Raw genomic sequence first — 22,212 nt, 5'->3', positions numbered from 1 at the left:
TCGTCAGGGGGGCGGCAGCGGGTGCGACAGCCGGGCGGAGGGCACGTCCCCGGGTGTCCGTGTTCCCCGTTCATCCTGCCCGCCCGCGCCGCACCCGCAATCGGAGCGGGGGAGCGGAGCCCGGCCGCAGCCGTCCCGGTGAACCCGCCGGCGGCGGACATAGCGGGCGCGGGGGCGTGGGACCCCGGTTCCCACGGCCCGGGCGGCGAGCGAGGAAGCGCCTGCGCATGAGTGACCGCCCCACCCCGGACCCCGCCTCCCGCACCACCTCCGATCTGGTGGTGGAGCGACTGCTCGCCTGGGGCATCGACACCTGCTTCGGCGTCTGCGGGGACCAGGTGAACGGCTTCTTCGAGGCGCTGCGCACCCATCCGCGGATGCGGTTCGTGCATGTGCGCCACGAGGAGAACGCGGCCCTGGCCTGCGTGGGCTACGCCAAGTTCACCGGCCGCCCGGCGATGTGCGTGGCCACCGCGGGGCCCGGGGCGGTGCACCCGAGGCGCCCTTCGCCGAGAGCCTGCTGCCGACCCACGCGCGGCATCTCGCACGGGCCTACGGCAAAGGCGAGCCCGACGCCGCCGCGATGGTCCGCAACCTCCTCGAACCCGGTCGCCTGGCCCCCTCCCCGGCTCTGCGGCAGTACCGCGACGACATCGGCCGCCACCGCTGACACGCACGCGCGACCGGCTCGGACGGGCTCTCGTTCACGAGGTCATGGACACCGGGCCCGGACAAGGCCCGGACATCGGCGCACGGCACGGAAACGGCACGGAAACGACGGCGTTCGCGGCCCCCTCCTGGAGGATCGGCTGAGAGGCATACCGCTCCGTATGCCTAGCACTTACCATGCGTAGATGCGTATTCCCCTGGTGAATGCGAGCCGGGCCTCACACCCCGCTGCCCGGCGACCGTACGAGGAGCCGGAGCACATGCACGTCGAACACCTCCTGCACGACGCCTCCCTCGGCCTGCGCCCGCTGTGGGCCGAGGACGCGCTGCTGCGCCGGGAGATCACGGGGGTCACCGTCACCGACCTGGAGGACCCGGCCCGTTTCGTCCGGCCGGGCGAGGTCGTGCTCAGCGGGCTCGTGTGGTGGAGCGCGGACGGCGGCCGGGACAAGGCCGAGCGGTTCGTCGCCGCCCTGAAGGACGCCGGCGCGGCCGCGCTGCTCGCCGGCGAGGAGACCCACGGCTCGGTGCCCGAGGACCTCGTCGAGGCGTGCGTACGCCATGGCGTGCCCGTGGCGGGCGTACCGGCCCAGGTGATGTTCCGGGCGATCACCGACACGGTGTACCTGTGGCAGTGGGGCGGGCTGAGCCGGCACCACGTCCTGCCCGAGCACGTGCGCGGCCGGCTGGACCGGCTGGTGACCCAGGACGCCGACCCGGCCCTCGTCCTCACCACCGCCTTCGCCCACCTGGGCGGGATCACGGCCTACCTCCTGACGTCGACCGGCCGCACCGTCGCGGCCACGCCGGACGCGCCGCCCCTGGCCGCCCGCGCGGCCGCGGCGCTGCCCGGCAGCGACACCGGGGTGACCCTGCCGGTGGACGACGGCGCCGCCGGTTCCCACGAGCGGTGGTGGCTGCACCTGCCGGAGCCGGCCGCCGCACCGCCGCGCCTGCCGCACGAGATCGCCGCCGTGCTGGGCCGCTGCCAGGAGGCCCTCGCCTCGCGCAGGGCCGCCGAGCGCCGCACGGCCGACGCGCTCGGCAGGCTGCTCACCGCCGCCGACGCCGAGCCCGCCGCGCTGGAGTCGGCCGCGCGCGCCTGCGGTCTCGCCTTCGGCGAGCCCTACCGTGTCGTCGTCGCCGGCACCGGCGCCCGCCACGAGCACCTGGCGCAGGGCGCCCTCGCGGAAGTCGTCGCGCACACGGCCCCGGCGTCCGCCGCCGTGGGGCGCCTGCCCGACGGCACCGCGTTCGCCGTGGTGCCCGAGGCCGCCGCCGGTGCGCTGGCCGCGTGCTGGCCGCTGGTGGCCGCCTGCGAGCCGGAGGTCCTCCTGCACGGCGGACTCGCCTCACGGGCCGCCGACGTGTCCCGGCTGCCCGGCGCCCTGGGCGAGGCGCGCTACGCCCTGGCCTCGGCGCGGGCGACCCGGCCGGACACCTCGTCGCTGACCGACGCCACCACGCTCACCGCGCTGGACACCCTGCTCACCGGGATACCGGCCGAGGTCCGCACCGCCTACAGCCGCACCGTCCTCGGGGCGCTGCTCGACACCGGCAAGAAGTCCGCGGCCTCCCTGCTGCACACCCTGGAGGTGTTCCTCGTCCACGACGGCTCCTGGGCCCGTACGGCCGAGGTCCTGCGCCTGCACGTCAACACCGTCCACTACCGGGTCCAGCGCATCGAGCACTTCACCGGCCGGGACCTGTCCAGCCTGCGCGACCGCCTCGACCTGTGGGCGGCCCTGCTGTGCCGCGCGGACCCGGGGGCGCCGGTCACCGTGTCCGCGCGGCACTGACCGGCGGAAGCCCGAGGGCCGCCGAGGGCTCGCGAGTGTCCTGGGGGCTCCCGGGGTTCAGGCCGCCAGGCGCTGCGCGAGCTGCTTCGCCTTCGCGGCGGCCTCTTCGAGGGCGCGGTCGCGGGAGGCCTCGAACAGCGGGACCAGTTCGGTCATCGCCGGGTTGTGCGGGGCCATGGTCAGCTCCGGGACGATGAAGTCGACCGCCAGGCCCAGGCCGGTGCCCAGGACGGCCGTGAGGTAGTTCCGCACGTACTCGAACGGCTCGCGCGGGGTGCCGGGCGCGTAGGAGCCGCCCCGGCTGGCGACGACGGTCACCGGAGTGCCCTCGGCGGACGGGGACTCGCCCGCGGTGCGGCCCATGAGGATCACGTTGTCCAGCCAGGCCTTGAGGGTCGAGGGGATCGTGAAGTTGTACATCGGGGCGCCGATCAGCACCGCGTCGGCCTGCTCCAGCTCCTCGATGAGCCGTATCCGCCCGGCGAACGCGGCGGCCTGCCCGGGCGTGTGCGTGGCCGGGTCGGCGAAACCGGCGGTGTGCGCGTCGGCGGTGATGTGCGGCACCGGGTGCGCCGCCAGGTCGTGGTAGACGACCGTGCCCTCGGGGTGCTGCTCCTGCCAGTGGGCGCGGAACGCCGCCGTCACGGCACGCGAGGCCGAGGCCGCGCCCGGGAAGACGGAGGAGTCGATGTGCAGCAGGGTGGCCATGTCTGTCTCCAGCTCAGCGAGAAGTGGAAAAGAGCGGAAAGGGGCAGCCCGCTCCGGTGAGGAGGGGCTGATGTTCCGTACACGACTATCTCTAACACAGGTACTTACTTTTTTTCATCCCCTCACGGCAGGGTAGTACCCTGATCCCATGGCGGCGGAGCGGAATCCGGACAGTGCGGCGTGCAGGCGGGTGGACGACGGCATCACCCGCGTCTTCCAACTGCTGGGCAAGCGCTGGAGCGGCCCGATCGTGGCCGTCCTGGTGGAGCGGCCCGCGTACTTCGCCGACCTGCGCCGGGCCGTCCCCGGCATCAGCGAGCGCATGCTGTCCGACCGGCTGGCCGAACTCGGCGCCGCCGGTCTCGTCCGGCGCGAGGTCGACGAGGGCCCGCCGCTGCGCGTCTCCTACCGGCTGACCGAGTCCGGCGCCGCCCTGGAGCCCGCGATCAGGGAACTCGGGCAGTGGGCCAGGACGCACCTGGCGGACGCCGGACCGTGTCCCGGCGCCCTCCCGGCGCGTCCGGCCGACACGCGGGCGTAGGCCCCCGGACATCCGGTCCGGCTCCTGGCCGTCCGCCGGCCGGGCAGGTTCCGTTCATGCCTTCGGGTTGCTGTGCCGGCGGTCCGCCGGTGCGGCCGGGCCGGTGCGGGTAGGGACGGTTCTCGTGACGCGCACTGTGCTCAGCGGCCCCTGGATCCTCACCGTGTTCGCGGCCGGCGGCCCCACCTCGGAGGGCGATCTGGCGGCGGCGCGGGCGCAGATGGGCTTCTCGCTCGCCTGGCACATCGTGGTGGCCTGCCTCGGGGTCGGCCTGCCCGCGCTGACCCTGCTCGCCGAGTGGTACGGCATCCGCACCGGCAACCCCGCGCACCGCCTGCTGGCCCGCCGCTGGGCGCGCGCCATGGGCGTGCTGTTCGCGGTGGGCGCCGTCTCGGGGACCATCCTCAGCTTCGAACTCGGCCTGCTGTGGCCGGGCCTGATGGGCAGGTTCGGACAGGTCATCGGGTTGCCGTTCGCCCTGGAGGGCATCGCCTTCTTCGTCGAGGCGATCTTCCTCGGGATCTACCTGTACGCCTGGGACCGGCTGCCGCCCCGCCGTCATCTGCTGACCGGCGTCCCGATCGTGGTCGCCGGCACCCTGTCGGCGTTCTTCGTGGTGTGCGCCAACGCCTGGATGAACCAGCCGCGCGGCTTCACCCTGCACGACGGCAAGGTGACCGAGGTCGACCCGTGGGCGGCCATGCTCAACCCGGCGAGCCCGCCGCAGACCGTGCACATGATCCTGGCCGCCTTCATGGTGTCGTCGTTCCTGACCGCCTCCGTGTACGCGGTGGCCCTGCTGCGCGGACGCCGGGACACCTACCACCGCACCGGGTTCTTCCTGCCGTTCGCGCTGGGCGCGCTCGTCGCGCCCTTCCAGATCTACGTGGGCGACTGGGCGGCACGCTTCCTGGCCGACCACCAGCCGACCAAGCTCGCGGCGATCGAGGGCGTCTACCGCACCGGCGGGCACGTCCCGCTGACCATCGGCGGCATCGCCGGCGAGCACGGGCTCCGCTACGGCCTGGAGATCCCCAGCGGTCTGTCGCTGCTGGTCGGCTACCGCACCGGCACCGTCGTACAGGGCCTGGACCGCGTCGCGGTCGCCCGGCGGCCCCCGGTCACCCCGGTGCACTGGGCGTTCGACCTCATGGTCGCCGCCGGATTCTTCCTCCTCGCCCTGGGCGTGTGGCTGCTGTGGCAGTGGTGGCGCTCGCGCCGACGCGGCGGCGCCCCGGCCACCCCCCGCCTCTTCCTGGCCCTGGCCGCGCTCGGCGGCCCCGCGGCCGTGATCGCCCTGGAGTGCGGCTGGACCGTGACCGAACTCGGCCGGCAGCCCTGGATCGTCTGGGGCGTCATGAGCGTGCGCGACGCCGTCAACCCCGCCCCCGGCCTGATGGCCGGCCTGTGGCTGGTGCTGGTGGTGTACGCCGCCATGACCGTCGCGACCGTCTACGTCCTGCGCCGCCTGGCCCGGGTCACCCCGGTGCCGCGCGCCCCGCGGGAGGAGGACGTCACGGGCTACCCCGTCGTGTGAACCTCCGCCCTCCCGTCGTACGACCCCCTGGAGGTACCCGTGCTCGCGGACGCGGCGCTCGCCGTCATGTGGGTGGGCCTGACCTGCTACGCCCTGTTCGGCGGCGCCGACTTCGGCGCCGGCGTCCGGGACCTGCTCGCGGGCGGCGCCGAGCGGGGCCGGGACCGCCGCCGGCTCATCGAACACAGCATCGGGCCGGTCTGGGAGGCCAACCACGTCTGGCTGATCTTCGTCGTGGTGATGCTGTGGTCGGCGTTCTCGCCCGTGTTCGCCGCGGTGATGTCCACGCTGTACATCCCGCTGACCCTGGCCGCGCTGGGCATCATCGCCCGGGGCGCCGCCTTCGCCTTCCGCAAGGCCAGTACCGAGCTGTGGCAGCAGCGCCTGTTCGGGGCGTGCTTCGCCCTGTCGTCGCTGCTCACCCCCTTCTTCCTGGGCACGGTGGCCGGCGGCGTCGCCTCCGGGCGCGTCCCGCCCGGCCTCGCCCGCGGGGACGTGCTCACCAGCTGGCTCAACCCGACCTCGCTGCTGGGCGGGGTGCTGGCCGTGGTGACCTGCGCGCATCTGGCGGCCGTCTACCTGTGCGCCGACGCCGACCGCGAGGGGCGGCCCGACCTGGCCGCGGCCTTCGCCCGGGACGCGGTGGTCAGCGGACTGGCCGCGGGAGTCGTCGCCCTCGCCGGCATCGCCGTCCTGCGCGCGGACGCCCCCGTGCTCTTCCACGGCCTCACCCACCGCGCGCTGCCCCTGGTGATCGTCAGCGCGGTCGCCGGGGTGACCGGGCTCCTCCTGCTCGGCCGCGGCCGCCATGTCGCGGCCCGCGCGGCCGCCGCGCTCGCGGTCGCCGCCATCCTGTGGGCGTGGGGCGCGGCCCAGTACCCGGCCCTGCTGGTCGGGGGCACCACGGTCGCCCAGGCCGCGGCGACCGGCTCCGTGCTGCGGGCCGTCCTGGTGTCGCTGGGCGTCGGCGCCCTCGTGCTGGTGCCGTCCCTGTGGCTGCTGTACGCCACCTTCCAGCGGGCGGCAGCGGGACGGCACGACCAGGCCCAGGCACGCAGGGGTACGCGGTAACGCATGATCTGCGCGTCCCCGAGGAGGCCGAGCGTCTCTGCGCGGCGGCGACGGCGGGCGGGCGGCCGCTGTCCGTGGTCGCCCTGAACACCGGCGCCGGCCGCTGCGGAGCCTTCGGCGACACCGACCTCGTCAGGACGGCCGAGCCCGGCTCCGGCGAGTCGGATGTTGTCCGGCCGGTGGCCGTGGGTGAGCGTTCTTCATGGCCGCGGGGCCGCTCACGGTGTCGAAACGGCCCACGAGGGCGGCCGGTCCGGTCCCACCGGGGGTGGCCCCCTTGTCGTACCAGCCGGTCGCGGTGGGGCACTGGCCCGTCCGGAGTGCCGAACGGGCCGGCGCGCGGACCGGGTCGGGGTGATCGCGTACTCGGCGAGCGTGCCCTCTCGGGCCGGCCGGCCGAACTCCGGGGTCACCCCCACCCCGTTCCCGTGCACCCCCGCGGTGTCCCCGCGCTGCTGGTCGGTGAGGACCCCCGATCACCTGGGACGGCGGGGAGCGGTCAAGCCGCCGCGGCCGGCTCCGCCGAGGCGCCCGACGCCGGGCCGAACGCGGGGGCCGGCACCGACTCGGGGGCGAGCAGGACTGAGGGACGGCCGTCCACGCCCACCGGCACGTCGCCGTCGATGGTGACCCGGCGCAGCTTGCGCTCGTGGTCGTCGGAGTCGTCCACGCCGTAGTGCTGTGTGGCCCGGTTGTCCCAGATCGCCACGTCTCCTACCTGCCACTGCCAGCGGACGGTGTTCTCGGGGCGTTCGATGTGCGACTGGAAGAGCTGGAACAGCGCGCGGGAGTCGGCCGCGGTCAGCCCGCTGACGCGCTGCACGAAGCTGCCCAGCAGCAGCACCCGCTCACCCGTCTCCGGGTGCACGCGCACGACGGGGTGCTCGGTGAGGAACTTGGTCGACGTGAACACCTCCCGGTAGCGGACCAGTTGCTCGGGCAGCGCGCCGGGCCGCAGGGCCGCGTAGTCGTAGTCGTTGGAGTGCACGGCACGCAGTTCGTCGGCCAGCCGGCGCAGCGGCTCGGGCAGGCCGGCGTAGGCGGTGGCGGTGTTGGCCCACAGGGTGTTGCCGCCGTACGGCGGGACGACCGAGGCGCGCAGGATCGAGAACGCCGGATAGGCGGGCACGAAGGTCACGTCGGTGTGCCACTGGTTGGCGCGGCCGCCCTGGTCGGAGTCGATCGGCAGCGAGTAGCGGCCGTCGGCCGACGGGACGGTCGGGTGCGCGACCGGGGTGCCGAGCAGCCGGCCGAACGCCTCGTGCTCCGACTCGTCCAGGTGGTCCTGGCCGCGGAAGAACACGACCTTGTGGGCGAGCAGGGCGGCACGGATCTCCGCCACGGTCCCGGCGGCGAGGCCGCCGCCGAGCCGGACGCCGGAGACGACCGCGCCCAGGCGGCCACCGAGCTGGTGCACGGTGAGGGCGGGGGAGGGGGCTGTGGTGGGCATGGTGCTTCCTTTCGGAGGGGCGGTCGGTCCCGGGGTACGGGGTGCCGCCGGGTCGATCGCGGAGAGGGTTAATTGCGGAGAGGAAGAAATTGCGGTGTGCGGTGGGCGACGCATGCGGGGTGGTGCGCGTGGGACGAACGACGGCGCACGGGGTGCGGGATGATGGTGCACCGCGGCGCGGGACGACGGTGAAGCGCGGCGCGCGGTGCGGCGTGCACGCCGGGGGCGTCAGGCCCGGGACTCCCTCGCGGGCCGGGGGGTCCGGGCGCCGGCGTGGCTCAGCGGCGGATCGTACAGAGGGCCCGGGCGGTGCGCGGCCCGGTGGCGCCGGACCGCGGCCCGGCGGCGGCCGTGGCGGACATGACAGCGGAGACTGGCAGCGCCCCGCGGCCCCCGTCAAGGACGCGACCGGTGCCGCCGGGACATCTGACAGTGGTTCAATCTGCGTCTGGACACACCCCGGCCCGGCCGCGCCGCACCCGTCCTGACCAGCGGCTTCGCCGAGCGCGGCAAGCGGCCGGGGCCCTCCCGGCCGGTCGCGGGCCGCCCCGGCGGCCACGCCCTGGAATTCACGCGCCCGCAATGTTGCCCGCACCGTCGAGAGAGACACCGATGACTTCAGCGCCCCACCCGCCGAGAATGGTCGGTGACGGCCGGCGCGACGCCAACGCCGCCCTCGTGCTGCGGACCGTCCTCGACCACGGCCCGGTCGCCCGCAGTGCCGTCGCCCGCCTCTCCGGTCTCAGCCCGGCCGCCGTCTCCCGGCAGGCCACCGACCTCACGGGGCTGGGGCTGCTGCGCGAACTGCCCGACCTCGCCGAGGGCGGGGCCGTGGGCCGGCCGCAGATCCCGGTCGACCTGAACCTCGGGGCGCTCGGCGGCCCGGTGGCCGGCGGTGTCCACCTGGGTGTGCCCGCCTCGACGCTGGCCCTGGTCGACCTGCGCGGCAGGGTGCTCGCCCGGCGCCTGGTCCGGCACGACGGACTCGCCCCGGACCGGCTGCCGGCCGTCCTCACCGGCGAGCTGCGCGCCTTCCTCGGTCAGCACACCGGGACCCGCCCGCTGCTCGGCGTGGGCGCGGCCCTCGGCGGCTGGGTCGACCCGGCGTCCGGCACGGTGGTCCGGCACGACGCGCTGGGGTGGCGGCGTCGGCCGCTGGCCGCCGAACTCGCCGACGGGCTGGGCGGCGTACCGGTGCGCACCGACAACCACGCGCGGGCCATCGCCCAGTCGGAGATCCTCTTCGGCCGGCCCGCCGCGCGGCGCAGCCTGGTGCACCTGTTCGTCGGGAACGTCGTGGACGCGGCCCTCGGTGTCGCGGGCGTGGTGCACCAGGGGCCGGGCTCGGCGGCGGGCGACGTGGCCCATCTGCCCGTGCCCGACTCCACCGTGCCCTGCCCGTGCGGCCGTTCGGGCTGCCTGGAGGCGACCGCGGCCAACCCGGCCGTCGCGGTGACGGCGCTGCGGCGCGGGATCGTGCCGGAGGCCGACGCCTTCCTGGTGGTGGACGCCGCCGCCGCGGGCGACCGCCGCGCGGACCGGCTGCTGCGCGAGCGGGCCCGCGCGGTGGGCCGGGCGGTGGCCCTGCTGCTCGACGTCGTCAACCCCGACCTCGTGGTGGTCACCGAGCACGCCAGCCTGCTCAACCCCGAGTACCTGGAGGAGATCCGGGGCGCCGCGATCGACCTCTCGCACGTCTGCGACGACGCCGAACGCATCGTCAGTCCACATGCTGGAGCGGCCGTGCTCCCCGTAGCAGCCGGTACCGTCCTGCTGAACCCCCTGTTCAGAGCCCCTTTGCGGACCGTGCGGGAGATCCGCGGCGAGAGCGGGACGGACTGAACGAGTCTCATCTGGCGGACAGACTCGTTGACCGGCGGCCGACGGCACTGTCATATTGCTGCCGTGAATCCGGACAAGCGCCTCGTCTCCCGCAGGCATGTCGACCTGTGTCGGCAGGCCAGCGCGGTCTGTGCTGTCCGCGACTGATCACCCACGTCTGATCACCCACGTCTGATCACCGCGTCTGATCACCACGGCCGGGAGCGGGCGCTGACCACGCGCTGACGCTCCGCCGCCTCCCGCTCTTCCCGCATCCTCTTTTCTCCTCCGGTCTCCCCCCGGCACGCAGGCTCCGTCCGGCGCGTCGGTCACCGGCGCCGGGGCACGGGCTGCATTCCGCTCGCAGCGGAACGAATTCCCGCCCGGCCGACCACCCCGGAGCGTGCGTGGTCCAGCGACGCCCGGTTCCCGTTCACCCTCGATCTGTCACAGGCAGGCATCCGATGACCGAGATGTACCCTTCCACGCCCGGCACACCGTCCCGGCGCAGCACCTTGCGTGCCGCCGGCGGCGGCGCCCTGCTCCTCGGGTTCGGGCTGGCGGGCTGCCGCTCGGCCGTCTCCGAGTCCGGCTCCGCCGGGGCGGGCGCCGCGAAACCGAGGCGCGGCGGCACCCTGAGCGTCGCGATCAACAGTGACTTCACGCCCAGCCTGCTGTTCGCGCAGAGCAGCCAGTCGTACCAGCACCGCCTCCTCTACAACACGCTGACCCGCTACGACGACCAGCTCACGCCGCACCCCGAACTGGCCACCTCCTGGGAGTACGCCCCGGACGGCCGCAGCATCACCCTCCACCTGCGCACAGGGGTGACCTTCCACGACGGCCGCCCCTTCACCGCCGACGATGTGGTCTTCGCCGTCCAGAACCTCCAGAACCCCGTCCGCGCCGCCCAGTTGAGAGCCACGGCGGCCGTGGTCACCGGCTTCGAGAAACGCGGTGACCACGAGCTGGTGCTCAAGCTCGCGCACCGCGTCAACAACCTCTTCGACCTCTTCGAATTCATGATCATCACCGACCGGCACTCCGTCGACGACGCGGTCAGGGGCACCCGGCTCAACGGCACCGGCCCCTTCAAGCTCACCAAGTGGAGCCCCGGTTCAGGACTGAGCTTCGTCCGCAACGACGCCTACTGGCAGCACGGCCGCCCCTACCTCGACGCCGTCGAGTTCCGCGTGGTGCCGCAGGGCGACGCCCTCGTCTCCTCGCTGCGCACCGGCCAGTCCCAGCTGTCCTTCGACGTGCCCGGCAAGAACCTCGCCGTCGTCAAGAGCGACCCCGGCCTGGGCGTCACCGCCTACGACACCGGCGCCGGAGCGCTCTACCTCGGCGTCAACACCACGGTCGCCCCGCTGGACGACCGGACCGTCCGCCAGGCCCTCGCTCACGCCGTCGACCGCGAACGCCTGCTCCGGCAGACCCTCGGCGGCTACGGCCTCGCCTCGGCGGCCCCCTGGCCCAAGTCCTCGCCCGCCTTCACCGAGGCCGGCCGCACCCACTACACGTACGACCCCGCCAAGGCGCGCGAGCTGCTGAAGTCCGCCGGCCACACCCGGCTCCACCTGCCCCTGCTCCACCTCGGCCTGCCCGGGGACACCGCCGTCGCCGAGTCCCTCCAGTACGACCTCAAGCAGGCCGGCGTCGACGTCACCCTGCAACCCACCGACCCGGCCACCGCGCAGAAGAACCTGATCTCCCAGAAGATGCCCGCGCTGTGGACCATGAGCCACGGCTTCGCCCAGGTCCAGCCCTCGACGCTGGCGGTCAGCGCATACCCGTTCAACGAGGCCAAGAACACCTCGAAGTTCCACTCGGCCGAGTACACCCGCATCGTGCGCGAGGCATGGACGAGCCCCGCGACCGGCGCTGCGGCGGGCCGGCTGCACGACGGGATCTCCCGCATCCTGCTCGACGAGGCGTTCATCATCGACCTGGTCATCCGCGGCAACGTCCAGGCCGCCGCCCGCAAACTGCACGGCGTCACCCTCAACAAGTTCTCCTACCTCAACCTCGACGACGCCTACCTGGCCGCCTGATGCGCGGCCACCTCCTGCGACGGCTGCCGTCCGCCCTCCTTATCCTCTTCATCGCCTCCCTGCTGATCTTCGCCGTGCTGCGGCTGGTGCCGGGCGACCCCGCCACCTCCCTGGCCGGACCGGACGCCGGACCCGCGACCGTCGCCGCCATCCGCGACCGCCTCGGCCTCGGCGACCCCCTCGCCCTCCAGTACGTCCACTGGATCGGCGGCCTGCTCACCGGCGACCTCGGGCCCTCCTACGCCATCGGCGGCCAGACCGCCGACCTCATCTCCGACGGACTCGGCGCCACCGTGGAACTCACCGCCGGCGCCCTGCTGTTCGTCGTCGTCCTCGGCACCGCCTTCGGCGTGCTCGGCGCCACCGCGCGCCACGCCTGGATGCGCGGCACGGTCCGCGCCCTGACCACCGGGGCGCTCGCCGTCCCGCCGTTCGTCAGCGGAGTGGTGCTCGTCCTCGTGTTCGCCGTGCTGCTGGGGGTGCTGCCCCCAGGCGGCCGGGTGTCCTTGCTGACCGCCCCCGACATCGGCGCCCAGTACCTGCTGCTGCCCGCGCTCTGCCTCGCGCTGCCCAGCGCCGCCATCCTCGGCCGCTACCTCAAGGACGGCATCGAACACGTCCTCGCCGAGGACTACGTGCGCACCGCCACCGCGGCCGGCGTCCGCCCCCGCCGCCTGCTGTGGCGCCACGCCCTGCCCAACGCGCTGCCACCGGTGATCACCCTGCTCGGCATGCAGACCGGGCAACTGCTCGGCGGAGCGGTGCTCGTCGAGGCCATCTTCGCCTGGCCCGGCCTGGGACAGCTCGCCGAACAGGCCCTCAACCGCCGGGACTACCCGGTCGTCCAGGACCTGCTGCTGCTCCTGGTCACCGTGTTCGTCCTCGTCCAGCTGACCACCGACCTCGTCCATGCCTGGCTCGACCCCCGGATCAGGTGGGAGTGACACCATGACCGCCACCACCCTCCCGGCCCCCGCCGAACGCGTCCGCACGGCCCCGCGCCACCCCTACCGCGCCGCCCTCGGCTCCGCCCGGGGCCGCACCGGGCTCGTCCTCGTCGCCCTGGTCGTGCTCGCCGGGCTCCTCGCCCCGCTGCTCGCCGGCCACAGCCCGACCGACCAGTCCAGCAGGTCCCTGGCCTCCTTGGGCGCGCCCGGCCACCCGCTGGGCACCGACGACCTGGGCCGCGACCTGCTCGCCCGGCTGCTCTACGGCATCCGCGCCGACCTCGGCATCATCGCCCTCGCCGTGCCCCTCGGCGCGCTCCTGGGCTGCCTGTTCGCACTGCTCGCCGCCCTGCACCCGGCCGTGGACACCGCCGTCCAGCGGATGTTCGACCTCATCCTCGCCTTCCCCGGACTGATCCTCGCTCTCGCCGTCACCGCCATCCTCGGCCCCGGCCGGCTGCCCGTCGTCCTGGTGATCGCGCTCGCCGAGATCCCCGCCTTCGGACGCCTGCTGCGCAGCGGCATCCTGGTCGAACGGGAACGTGAGTACGCCACCGCCGCCCGTGTCGGCGGCTCCTCCCGCACCCGCGTGCTGACCCGGCACGTGCTGCCCAACGCGGCGGACCCGCTCGTCGTGCAGATCGCCGTCTCGCTGACCGTCGCCGTCTTCATCGAGGGCGCGATGAGTTTCCTCGGCGTCGGCGTCCGGCCCCCGCAACCCACCCTGGGCTCCGTACTGAGCCAGTCCATGCCCTACCTGGCCGACGCGCCGCACTTCGCCGCCGGCCCGCTGATCACCGTGACCGCGCTCGTCCTCGGCCTCTCCCTGATCGCCGAGGCACTGAACCGGGAGATACGCCGATGACCGCCACCGCGCTGCTCGAAGTACGCGGCCTGAACGTGGAGTTCACCGCGCCCGACGGCACCGCCACCCGCGCCGTGCGGGACGTGTCCTTCAGCCTGCGCCGCGGCGAGCGGCTGGCCGTGGTCGGCGAGTCCGGCTCGGGCAAGTCCACCACCGCGCTGTCCCTGCTGCGGATGCTGCCGGGCACGGGACGCGTCACCGGCGGCTCCGTCCTGCTCGACGGACACGACCTGGCCCGGGCCGGCGAGGAGGAACTGCGCCAGGTGCGCGGCGCCCGTATCGGCATGATCTTCCAGGACCCCATGACCGCCCTCAACCCGCTGCTCACCGCCGGCGCCCACCTGGACGAGGCACTGCGCGCCCACGGCGCCCGGCACCGGGCCGCCTGCCGCGCCCGCGCCGCCGAACTCCTCGAACTCGTCGGCATCCCCGACCCGAAGGCCCGGCTCGACGACCACCCGCACCAGTTCTCCGGCGGCCAGCGCCAGCGCATCCTCATCGCCATGGCCCTGGCCGGCGAACCGGACGTCCTGGTCGCCGACGAGCCGACCACCGCACTCGACGCCACCGTCCAGGACCAGATCCTCACCCTGCTGGCCGACCTCAACCGCCGCACCGGCACCGCCCTGGTCCTCATCACCCACAACATGGGCGTCGTCGCCCGCGCCTGCGAACGCGTCCTGGTCATGTATGGCGGGACGGTCGTCGAGGACGGCCCCGTGACCGACGTCCTCACCCGCCCGCGCCACCCCTACACCGCCGGCCTGCTCGCCGCGGTGCCCCGGCTGTCCACCCCGTCCGGCACCCGCCTGACCGGCATCCCCGGCGCCCCGCCCGACCTCGCGCTGCTCACCGACGGCTGCGCCTTCGCCGACCGCTGCACCCGCGCCGAGGACCGCTGCCGCACCACCACCCCGCCCCTGACCGAACTGCCCGCCGTCCCCGACGGCCTCGACGGACCCGACAGCCTCGACGGACCGGTCGGCCTCGACGGACCCGACAGCCTTGACGGACCGGGCGGCCTCGACAGGCCGGTCGGCCCCGCCGGACTCGACGCGCCGCCCGGCCCGGTACGCGTCGCCTGCTGGCCCGCCGCCGAACACCCCGCCCCGCTGCCCGCGCCGCCCCCGCCCGCCCCCATCGACCGCCCCCGGCCGGGAGCCGTGGTCCTCACCGCCGACGCGCTGCGCAAGACCTACCGCGGCCGCGGCCGGCGCGGCCGTACCGTCACCGCGCTGGACGGCGTCTCCCTCACCCTGGCCGCCGGGGAGACCCTCGGCATCGTCGGTGAGTCCGGTTCCGGCAAGTCCACCCTCGCCCGCGTCCTCGCGCACGCCCACCCCAGCGACTCCGGCACCCTGCGCCTGGACGGCGAGGACATCACCCGGCCCGCACGCCGCGACCTGCACGCCGTACGGCGCCGGGTCCAGCTGGTCTTCCAGGACCCGTACGCCTCGCTCAACCCCCGCATGACGGCGGGCGAGATCATCGCGGAGCCGCTGCACGCCTTCGGGATCGGGGACCGCGCCGACCGCGCCCGGCGGGTCCAGGAACTGCTGCTGCTCGTCGGACTGGAACCGGGCGCGGCCCACCGCCGCCCGCGCTCCTTCTCCGGCGGCCAGCGCCAGCGCATCGGCATCGCGCGCGCCCTCGCCCCCGAACCCTCCGTCCTCGTCTGCGACGAGCCGGTCTCCGCGCTCGACGTCTCCGTGCAGGCCCAGATCGTGGGCCTGCTCACCGACCTCCAGCGCGACCTCGGCCTGTCGCTGGTCTTCATCGCCCACGACCTCGCCGTGGTCCGCCAGGTCAGCCACCGCATCGCCGTCATGCACCGGGGCCGGATCGTGGAGACCGGCACCGCCGACGACATCTGCGAGAACCCGGCCGACCCCTACACCAGAGCCCTGCTCGCCGCCGCCCCCGACCCGGTCCCGGCGGCCCGGCGGCCGGCCCACCGGGCCACGGAGGTCCCCGCGTGAACGCCTGCTGCACCCCGGGCCGCTCCTGCGCCACCGCCGGGACCGGCCCCGCGGTGGACCTGCTGCCCCTGCCCCGCACCCGCCGTACCGGCAGCCCCGCCCACCCGGCCATGACGGAACTGCCCGGCGGGACCTTCCTGATGGGCGACGCCTTCGACGAGGGCTACCACGCCGACCGCGAGGGCCCGGTGCGCGAGGTGACCGTGGCCCCCTTCGCCCTCGACGCCACCGCCGTGACCAACGCCCAGTACGCCGCGTTCGTCGACGCCACCGGCCACCGCACGGACGCCGAACGCTTCGGCTCGTCCTACGTCTTCCACCTCCTCGTGCACCCCGCCGCCGCCCGCCATGTCCTTGGCCGGGTCGCCCAGGCACCGTGGTGGCTCGGTGTCTCCGGGGCGTCCTGGCGCGCCCCCGAGGGCCCCGGCTCCGACCTCGACGGGCGCGCCGACCACCCGGTGGTGCACGTCTCCCACCACGACGCCCTCGCGTACTGCGCCTGGGCGGGACTGCGGCTGCCCACCGAGACCGAGTGGGAGTACGCGGCACGCGGCGGCCTGGCGAGCGCCCGCTATCCGTGGGGCGACGACTTCACCCCGGGCGGCCGCGAGATGTGCAACACCTGGCTCGGCCGCTTCCCGCACCGCTCCGACCGCCCCGGCGGCCGCACCGGAACGATGCCGGTCACCGCGTACGCCCCCAACGGCCACGGCCTGCACAACATGGCCGGCAACGTCTGGGAATGGGTCAGCGACGCCTACGGCCCCGGCGAACGGGTCATCCGCGGCGGCTCCTACCTGTGCCATGCCTCCTACTGCCACCGCTACCGCGTCGCCGCCCGCTCCCACAACACCCCCGACTCCTCCACGGGCCACGGCGGCTTCCGCTGCGCCCGCGACGCGCAGTCACCCGCAACGCCGGCGACTCCCGCCAGCACATCGCCGCCTTCACCGGGCAGCCCGACCGCGCATGACTGACCGAGCCGGCCCCTGAACCGGCCCGCCTCTTCCCGGCACCCGCCGCCACCGGCCCCTTCGCCCCCACCGACCACAGCGCACAGGACACGGAGACCCCCGTATGAGCGACAGCACCCGACGTGACCCCTACGCGGGCTTCCCCGGCCGCATCGGCCGCACCTTCGCCGAGTCCGAACCGGCCTGGCCCGCGCCCGCCCGCACCGGCAAGGCACCCAACATCGTCGTCGTCCTCGTCGACGACATGGGCTACAGCGACATCGGCCCGTTCGGCTCGGAGATCCCCACCCCCGTCCTCGACCAGCTCGCCGAGGACGGCGTGCGCCTGTCCAACTACCACACCATGCCCCTGTGCTCGCCGGCCCGCGCCGCGCTGCTCACCGGCCTCAACCCGCACCGCGTCGGCTACGCCATGGTCGCCAACTCCGACCCCGGCTTCCCCGGCTACGGCATGGAGATCGCCGACGACATCCCCACCCTGGCCGAACTCCTGCACGACGCCGGATACGCCACCTACGCCGTCGGCAAATGGCACCTCGTGCGCGACTCCGCCTCCAACGCGGCCGACGACCGCGCCAACTGGCCGCTGCAGAAGGGCTTCGACCAGTACTACGGCGTCCTGGAGGGCCTCACCAGCCTCTTCCACCCGCACCAGCTGGTGCGCGACAACAGCCCGCTCGACATCGACGCGTTCCCCGACGACTACTACTACACCGACGACCTCACCGACCAGGCGATCGCCATGGTCAAGTCGCTGCGCGCGCACGACCCCGACAAGCCCTTCTTCCTCTATCTCGCCCACAACGCCGTCCACGGCCCCCTCCAGGCCAGGGCCGAGGACATCGCACGCCACCGCGGACGCTACGACGAGGGCTGGGACGCGCTGCGCGAGCGCCGCTTCGCCGCGCAGAAGGACACCGGCCTCTTCCCGCCCGGCACCGAACTGCCCGCCCGCAACAGCGAGGCCGGCCTCGACGTACCCGCCTGGGACAGCCTGACCGAGGCACAGCGGCGGCTGTACGCCCGGTACATGGAGGTGTACGCCGCACTGGTCGACAACATCGACCAGAACCTCGGCCGGCTCACCGACACCCTCGACGCGCTCGGCGAACTCGACAACACCATCATCGTCTTCACCTCCGACAACGGCGGCACCGGCGAAGGCGGCGCCGAGGGCACCCGCTCCTACTTCAGCCGCTTCGTCCACCACCCGCACCTGCCCGGCGACTGGGACCCCGACGTCGACCGCGATCACGACCTCATCGGCGGCCCCCGCAGCCTGGTGCACTACCCGCGCGGCTGGGGCATGGCCTCCAACACCCCCTTCCGCCTCTACAAGGGTCACACCTACGCCGGCGGCGTACGGGTCCCCTTCGTCCTGTCCTGGCCCGAGGGCACCCGGGACGGCCGGCTCACCCCGGGCCTGCGCACCCAGTACCAGTACGTCACCGACATCACCCCCACCCTCCTCGAACTCGCCGGCCTGCGCCGCCCCGGGGCCCGGCGCGGCGTCACCCTCCAGGAACCCGACGGCGCCAGCTTCGCCCCGGTCCTGGCCGACACCACCCACGCCTCCACCCACGGCGAGCAGTACTGCGAGATGAGCGGCAACCGCAGCTACTACCGCGACGGACACAAACTGGTCACCCTGCACCGGCCCGGCACGCCCTACGACGACTCCGAATGGGCCCTGTACGACATCCGCACCGACCCCACCGAGATCCACGACCTGGCGGCCGAACGCCCGTCTCTCGTCGCGGAGTTGTCCGAGGCATGGGAGCAGGCGGCATGGCGCAACGGCGTCTTCCCGCTGCCCGACGGCAGCGGCGCCCTGGCCCGCCGCAACCCCGCCGAACAGCGGCTCGCCCGGCCGCTCACCCTGCTGCCCGGCACCCCGGAACTGGAGCGCTACCGCTCCTCCCGGCTCATCTCCCTGCGCTCCTTCGAGGTGGAGGTGCTGCTCGACGAGACCGGCGAGGGAGTGCTCGTCTCCCACGGCGACCAGGGCGGCGGCTACAACCTGCACATCGAGGACGGCCGGCTGCGCCTGGCCTACAACGAGTACGGCGTGCTCCACGAGACCGACGCCGGACCCCTCGACGCGGGCGCCCACCGCGTCCTGCTCGGCGCCACCGCCGAGGAGGGGCTGCGCTGGCGGTTCACCATCACCGTCGACGGGACCGAGCGAGCGGTCTCCGACAGCGTGCACCAGCTCATCGGCATGGCCCCTTTCCAGGGCATCAGCGTCGGCGTCGACCGCAAGTCCCCCGTCTCCTGGCCGCTGTACGAACGCCACCGCGCCTTCCGGTTCACCGGCCGGCTGCGGTCGGTGACGTACCGGCCCGGAGCGCCCGGCCCCGACGCCCCCGAAGCGGTGGCCTCGGCACTGCGGGAGGCGGCGGCCGCCTTCGAGTGAGGACGCCGGGGACGGGCGCGTCGCACCGCCGGGCCGCGTCACCGGCCCGGCTTGCGCCGCTGGAAGGGGGTGAAGTGCGCCGGCGTGTGGTCCACGGGCAGGTCGGGCCGCCAGGCGGTGAGGATCTGCGCCGAGCAGACGAACAGACCCTGCGGCAGGCCGTCCAGCGGGAACCACCGCCAGTCGCCCCCGCGTTCGTCCGGCTGGTCGGCCGGTTCCCCCTCCCGGGCCGTGACGACGGCGCCCACGGTGACACGCGGCACGTCCCGCACATGGTCGACCAGCGTGCCGAGCAGGGTGACGTCACCGGGGTCCGCGCGCCGGCCGGTCTCCTCGGCCAGTTCACGCACGACGGTGTCCTCGAACGACTCACCGGCCTCCACGGTGCCCGCCGGGGGAAGCGGGCGGGTTCGTGGATTTCCGGCCGGTGAGTCGCAGGAACCGACGCGTGAGTGGTTCACCGACGGCTACGAGTATGTCGGGTTCGCGGCCGAACGAGTTCGGGGCGAGCGGCCTGTCATCGCTGCGGTGTGTCTGGCCGGTCGGCGATCTGAGTGCCGTGGTCGGAACGGGCTTGACCTTGACGCTGGGTCAACCCTCCATCCTTCCGGGAGGAGTTTCCGCGCAGTCGCCTGGAACAGCTCCGCGAAGGAGGCAGATGACCATGACAGCCCAATCGATCGCCGGTCCGGCGATTCGCGTGCAAGGTCTCAAGAAGTCGTACGGGAAACTCGAAGTGCTGCGCGGTGTGGACTTCGACGTGGCGCCGGGCAGCATCTTCGCCCTGCTCGGTTCCAACGGGGCGGGCAAGACCACGACCGTGAGGATCCTCGCCACACTCCTGAAAGCCGACGCGGGGGCGGCGAGCGTCAATGGCTTCGACGTCGCCACGCAAGCGGCGAACGTGCGGGAGTCCATCAGTCTCACCGGGCAGTTCGCGGCCGTCGACGAGATCCTCAGCGGTCGGGAGAACCTCGCCCTGGTCGCCAGGCTGCGCCACCTCAAGGACCCTGGCGCGATCGCGGATGACCTGCTGAGGCGTTTCTCGCTGAGCGAGGCGGGCGCGCGGCGAGTGTCCACGTATTCGGGTGGGATGCGCCGCCGGCTGGACATCGCGATGAGCCTCATCGGGAATTCTCCGGTGATTTTCCTGGACGAGCCGACGGCCGGACTCGACCGCCGGACGCCCGGGAGCTGGCCGAAACGCCGGTGCCGGAGACGGGTGAGGCCAGTGAGGCGAGTGGGGCGTACGAAGTCGTGAGGCGCAGCGATCTGGCGAGCCCCGGCCGGGACCCGGCCGAACCTCGACCGCCGTTGAAGATTGCGTAAGCCCATTGCACGCGTTTGAAATAGAGCGCGCCTGCAAGTAATGTCGGGTGAGCGCGCACGGCCCGGCGCCGAGGCGCGCTCCGACCACCCGAGGGCCGCCGGCCCCACCCGCCCGGCACCCCCTCCACACCCGCACACGGAGAGACGTCGCCATGACCACCCCCGCCACCGCAGTCACCCCACTCACCACCGGCGACGCCGAGTTCCTCATCGACCGGGCGCGCTCGGCCGCCGAAGCGGCGGGCGTGGCCGTCGCCGTCAGCGTCCTGGACGCCGGCGGCCACCTGCTGGCCTTCCGGCGGGACGACCGGGCCGTCCTCATCGCCGGTGAGACCAGCACCCGCAAGGCGTACACCGCCCTGCAACTCGACGCGCCCACCGCCGGCCTGGTCGACGCCGTCCAGCCCGGCGCCCTCTTCCACACCCTGCCGACCGCCCTGGACCGGCCGCTCCTGTTCATCGCCGGGGGAGTGCCCGTCCACCGCGACGGCCGGCTGGTCGGCGCCCTCGGTGTCGGCGGCGGCGCTCCGGAGCAGGACCACTCCTTCGCCGACGCGGCCGTCCGGGCGATCGAGGGCTGAACCACCGCCGGTGCCGTCCCCGCCCGGGGTATCCGGGCGGGAACGGCCACACGAAAGAAGGGCACGAGGAGATGCAGATCGATCTGAAGGGCCGCACGGCACTCGTCACCGGCTCCACCCAGGGCATCGGAGCGGCGATCGCCGCCGGACTCGCCCGTGCCGGGGCCCGGGTGGGCGTCAACGGCCGCAGTCGGGAACGGGTGGCGCAGAGCGTCGCCCGGCTGGCCGAGGAGGTGCCCGGCGCCGACCTCGTGCCGGTCGCCGCGGACGTCACCACCGAGGAGGGCGCGCGCCGGGCGGCCGAGGCGCTGCCACGGGTGGACATCCTCGTCAACAACCTCGGGATCTTCGGCGCCGCCGACCCGCTGCGCATCACCGACGACGAGTGGCGGCGCTACTTCGAGGTGAACGTGCTGGCCGCGGTCCGGCTGACCCGTCAGTACCTGCCGGGCATGACCGAACGCGGCTGGGGACGGGTCCAGTACATCGCCAGTGACTCGGCCGTCGTCATCCCCGCGGAGATGATGCACTACGGCATGTCCAAGACGGCGCTGCTCGCGGTGGGCCGCGGCTTCGCCAAGCAGGCCGCCGGCACCGGCGTCACCGTCAACTCCGTGATCGCCGGGCCCACCCACACCGGAGGCGTCGAGGACTTCGTCTACGAACTCGTCGACCGCGACCTGCCCTGGGACGAGGCCCAGCGGGTCTTCATGCGCGAGCACCGGCCGCAGTCGCTGCTGGAGCGCCTGATCGAACCGGAGGAGATCGCGAACATGGTCGTCTACCTCAGCTCCGACCAGGCGTCGGCCACCACCGGCGGCGCGCTGCGGGTGGACGGCGGGTACGTGGACTCCATCCTGCCGTGACCGGTCGCGGTCGGGAGGAATACCCGCGGCCGAGTCTGGAACCCGGTCCTCACCAACGCCCACAGGAACGTCTACAGGTGAGGTAACGCATCGTGTCGCAGATCGAGCAGTCCATCGAGGTCGACGTCCCGGTCCACACCGCCTACAACCAGTGGACCCAGTTCGAGACCTTCCCCGGGTTCATGGACGGGGTCGAGAGCATCGAGCAGCGCACCGACACGCTCACCCACTGGGTGACGAAGGTCGACGGCGTACGCCGGGAGTTCGACGCCGAGATCACCGAGCAGATCCCCGACGAGCGCGTCGCCTGGACCACGGTGAGCGGTGAGGCCCGGCAGGCCGGGGTCGTGACGTTCCACCGGCTGGACGACTCCACCACGAAGGTGATGCTGCAGATGGAGATCGACCCGCACGGCCCGGTGGAGACCGTCGGCGACAAGCTCGGCGTCCCCGCGCGCCAGGTCACCGGCGATCTCAAGCGCTTCAAGAAGTTCATCGAGGAACGCGGCGGCCGGGAGACCGGCGGCTGGCGCGGCGAGGTCTGATCCCCGGTCCCGCGGGGATGCCGAAGGGGCCCGGTTCCTCAAGGAACCGGGCCCCTTCTC

Annotated in this window: 18 protein-coding genes and 3 pseudogenes; 18 read left to right on the top strand and 3 right to left on the bottom strand. The window is 73.8% G+C overall.

Annotated features, from left to right (window positions below; translation table 11 throughout):
* Window positions 1-227: 227 nt before the first annotated feature.
* The 3 genes and pseudogenes from ABZ858_RS15090 to ABZ858_RS15080 form a co-directional block, all read left to right on the top strand.
* Window positions 228-434 (top strand): annotated as a pseudogene (locus tag ABZ858_RS15090) (thiamine pyrophosphate-binding protein); the annotation flags it as partial.
* Window positions 435-460: 26 nt separating this feature from the next.
* Window positions 461-670, top strand: a complete 210-nt coding sequence (locus ABZ858_RS15085; protein ID WP_361377222.1) for a hypothetical protein — start codon at window positions 461-463, stop codon at window positions 668-670.
* Between the two features lie 259 nt (window positions 671-929).
* Window positions 930-2,468 carry a helix-turn-helix domain-containing protein gene (locus ABZ858_RS15080; protein ID WP_361377016.1) on the top strand — a complete coding sequence of 513 codons (1,539 nt, stop codon included), beginning with the start codon at window positions 930-932 and terminating at the stop codon, window positions 2,466-2,468.
* Between the two features lie 57 nt (window positions 2,469-2,525).
* Here ABZ858_RS15080 and ABZ858_RS15075 read toward each other — a convergent pair whose 3' ends face one another.
* Window positions 2,526-3,176, bottom strand: coding sequence for an NAD(P)H-dependent oxidoreductase (locus ABZ858_RS15075; protein WP_361377013.1), 651 nt, complete (start codon window positions 3,174-3,176; stop codon window positions 2,526-2,528).
* Between the two features lie 148 nt (window positions 3,177-3,324).
* Between ABZ858_RS15075 and ABZ858_RS15070 the strand changes: the two genes are divergently transcribed.
* The 3 genes from ABZ858_RS15070 to ABZ858_RS15060 all read left to right on the top strand — a co-directional run bounded on the left by ABZ858_RS15070 (window position 3,325) and on the right by ABZ858_RS15060 (window position 6,325).
* Window positions 3,325-3,717 (top strand): helix-turn-helix domain-containing protein, encoded by a 393-nt coding sequence (locus tag ABZ858_RS15070; protein WP_361377010.1) that lies wholly within the window; start codon window positions 3,325-3,327, stop codon window positions 3,715-3,717.
* Window positions 3,718-3,853: 136 nt separating this feature from the next.
* Window positions 3,854-5,254, top strand: coding sequence for a cytochrome ubiquinol oxidase subunit I (locus tag ABZ858_RS15065; RefSeq protein ID WP_361377210.1), 1,401 nt, complete (start codon window positions 3,854-3,856; stop codon window positions 5,252-5,254).
* A gap of 39 nt (window positions 5,255-5,293) precedes the next feature.
* Complete coding sequence (locus ABZ858_RS15060) at window positions 5,294-6,325, top strand: cytochrome d ubiquinol oxidase subunit II (RefSeq protein ID WP_361377007.1); 1,032 nt, start codon at window positions 5,294-5,296, stop codon at window positions 6,323-6,325.
* Between the two features lie 499 nt (window positions 6,326-6,824).
* Here ABZ858_RS15060 and ABZ858_RS15055 read toward each other — a convergent pair whose 3' ends face one another.
* Window positions 6,825-7,775, bottom strand: a complete 951-nt coding sequence (locus tag ABZ858_RS15055; protein ID WP_361377004.1) for a TauD/TfdA family dioxygenase — start codon at window positions 7,773-7,775, stop codon at window positions 6,825-6,827.
* Window positions 7,776-8,387: 612 nt separating this feature from the next.
* Between ABZ858_RS15055 and ABZ858_RS15050 the strand changes: the two genes are divergently transcribed.
* From ABZ858_RS15050 to ABZ858_RS15015, 8 genes are all read left to right on the top strand, one after another.
* On the top strand, window positions 8,388-9,617 hold the full coding sequence (locus ABZ858_RS15050; RefSeq protein ID WP_361377001.1) for an ROK family protein: 1,230 nt from the start codon (window positions 8,388-8,390) through the stop codon (window positions 9,615-9,617).
* A 63-nt stretch (window positions 9,618-9,680) separates the two neighbouring features.
* The gene (locus tag ABZ858_RS15045) at window positions 9,681-9,764 is read left to right on the top strand and encodes a putative leader peptide (RefSeq protein WP_361377207.1); all 84 of its coding nucleotides are present in this window, start codon (window positions 9,681-9,683) and stop codon (window positions 9,762-9,764) included.
* A 296-nt stretch (window positions 9,765-10,060) separates the two neighbouring features.
* Entirely contained in the window at window positions 10,061-11,650 is a 1,590-nt protein-coding gene (locus ABZ858_RS15040; RefSeq protein WP_361376998.1) for an ABC transporter substrate-binding protein, read from the top strand.
* Window positions 11,650-12,594 (top strand): ABC transporter permease, encoded by a 945-nt coding sequence (locus tag ABZ858_RS15035; RefSeq protein WP_361376995.1) that lies wholly within the window; start codon window positions 11,650-11,652, stop codon window positions 12,592-12,594. Before ABZ858_RS15040 ends, ABZ858_RS15035 begins: the two co-directional genes overlap by 1 nt.
* Before the next feature lie 4 nt (window positions 12,595-12,598).
* On the top strand, window positions 12,599-13,462 hold the full coding sequence (locus ABZ858_RS15030) for an ABC transporter permease (RefSeq protein WP_361376992.1): 864 nt from the start codon (window positions 12,599-12,601) through the stop codon (window positions 13,460-13,462).
* Window positions 13,459-15,441 (top strand): dipeptide ABC transporter ATP-binding protein, encoded by a 1,983-nt coding sequence (locus tag ABZ858_RS15025; RefSeq protein WP_361376989.1) that lies wholly within the window; start codon window positions 13,459-13,461, stop codon window positions 15,439-15,441. The genes ABZ858_RS15030 and ABZ858_RS15025 overlap by 4 nt, the downstream gene beginning before the upstream one ends.
* A gap of 110 nt (window positions 15,442-15,551) precedes the next feature.
* Window positions 15,552-16,418 carry a formylglycine-generating enzyme family protein gene (locus ABZ858_RS15020; RefSeq protein ID WP_361377204.1) on the top strand — a complete coding sequence of 289 codons (867 nt, stop codon included), beginning with the start codon at window positions 15,552-15,554 and terminating at the stop codon, window positions 16,416-16,418.
* A gap of 100 nt (window positions 16,419-16,518) precedes the next feature.
* Window positions 16,519-18,831: an arylsulfatase gene (locus ABZ858_RS15015; protein ID WP_361376986.1), complete on the top strand. Its 2,313-nt coding sequence runs from the start codon at window positions 16,519-16,521 to the stop codon at window positions 18,829-18,831.
* 38 nt (window positions 18,832-18,869) lie between these two features.
* On the opposite strand, the pseudogene ABZ858_RS15010 reads toward ABZ858_RS15015, so the two are convergent.
* Window positions 18,870-19,226: pseudogene (locus ABZ858_RS15010) on the bottom strand (NUDIX hydrolase); the annotation flags it as partial.
* A gap of 269 nt (window positions 19,227-19,495) precedes the next feature.
* Here ABZ858_RS15010 and ABZ858_RS15005 point away from each other — a divergent pair.
* The 4 genes and pseudogenes from ABZ858_RS15005 to ABZ858_RS14990 all read left to right on the top strand — a co-directional run.
* Window positions 19,496-20,008, top strand: a pseudogene (locus ABZ858_RS15005) (ATP-binding cassette domain-containing protein); the annotation flags it as partial.
* 304 nt (window positions 20,009-20,312) lie between these two features.
* Window positions 20,313-20,741, top strand: a complete 429-nt coding sequence (locus ABZ858_RS15000; protein WP_361376983.1) for a heme-binding protein — start codon at window positions 20,313-20,315, stop codon at window positions 20,739-20,741.
* Window positions 20,742-20,812: 71 nt separating this feature from the next.
* Window positions 20,813-21,607 (top strand): SDR family oxidoreductase, encoded by a 795-nt coding sequence (locus tag ABZ858_RS14995; protein WP_361376980.1) that lies wholly within the window; start codon window positions 20,813-20,815, stop codon window positions 21,605-21,607.
* Window positions 21,608-21,699: 92 nt separating this feature from the next.
* Complete coding sequence (locus ABZ858_RS14990; protein WP_361376977.1) at window positions 21,700-22,152, top strand: SRPBCC family protein; 453 nt, start codon at window positions 21,700-21,702, stop codon at window positions 22,150-22,152.
* Window positions 22,153-22,212: the final 60 nt, after the last annotated feature.

This window comes from Streptomyces sp. NPDC047017 (assembly GCF_040644175.1).
Taxonomy (GTDB): Bacteria; Actinomycetota; Actinomycetes; order Streptomycetales; family Streptomycetaceae; genus Streptomyces.
Note: the sequence above shows the minus strand (reverse complement) of the source record. Positions and strands in the feature narration are given on the sequence as shown.

Bases quoted from the DNA above. Each gene is read 5' to 3' on its own strand.
- ABZ858_RS15080 (WP_361377016.1), top strand. From the start codon at position 930: ATGCACGTCGAACACCTCCTGCACGACGCCTCCCTCGGCCTGCGCCCG.
- ABZ858_RS15075 (WP_361377013.1), bottom strand. From the start codon at position 3,176: ATGGCCACCCTGCTGCACATCGACTCCTCCGTCTTCCCGGGCGCGGCC.
- ABZ858_RS15070 (WP_361377010.1), top strand. From the start codon at position 3,325: ATGGCGGCGGAGCGGAATCCGGACAGTGCGGCGTGCAGGCGGGTGGAC.
- ABZ858_RS15055 (WP_361377004.1), bottom strand. From the start codon at position 7,775: ATGCCCACCACAGCCCCCTCCCCCGCCCTCACCGTGCACCAGCTCGGT.
- ABZ858_RS15050 (WP_361377001.1), top strand. From the start codon at position 8,388: ATGACTTCAGCGCCCCACCCGCCGAGAATGGTCGGTGACGGCCGGCGC.
- ABZ858_RS15040 (WP_361376998.1), top strand. From the start codon at position 10,061: ATGACCGAGATGTACCCTTCCACGCCCGGCACACCGTCCCGGCGCAGC.
- ABZ858_RS15035 (WP_361376995.1), top strand. From the start codon at position 11,650: ATGCGCGGCCACCTCCTGCGACGGCTGCCGTCCGCCCTCCTTATCCTC.
- ABZ858_RS15030 (WP_361376992.1), top strand. From the start codon at position 12,599: ATGACCGCCACCACCCTCCCGGCCCCCGCCGAACGCGTCCGCACGGCC.
- ABZ858_RS15025 (WP_361376989.1), top strand. From the start codon at position 13,459: ATGACCGCCACCGCGCTGCTCGAAGTACGCGGCCTGAACGTGGAGTTC.
- ABZ858_RS15020 (WP_361377204.1), top strand. From the start codon at position 15,552: ATGACGGAACTGCCCGGCGGGACCTTCCTGATGGGCGACGCCTTCGAC.
- ABZ858_RS15015 (WP_361376986.1), top strand. From the start codon at position 16,519: ATGAGCGACAGCACCCGACGTGACCCCTACGCGGGCTTCCCCGGCCGC.
- ABZ858_RS15000 (WP_361376983.1), top strand. From the start codon at position 20,313: ATGACCACCCCCGCCACCGCAGTCACCCCACTCACCACCGGCGACGCC.
- ABZ858_RS14995 (WP_361376980.1), top strand. From the start codon at position 20,813: ATGCAGATCGATCTGAAGGGCCGCACGGCACTCGTCACCGGCTCCACC.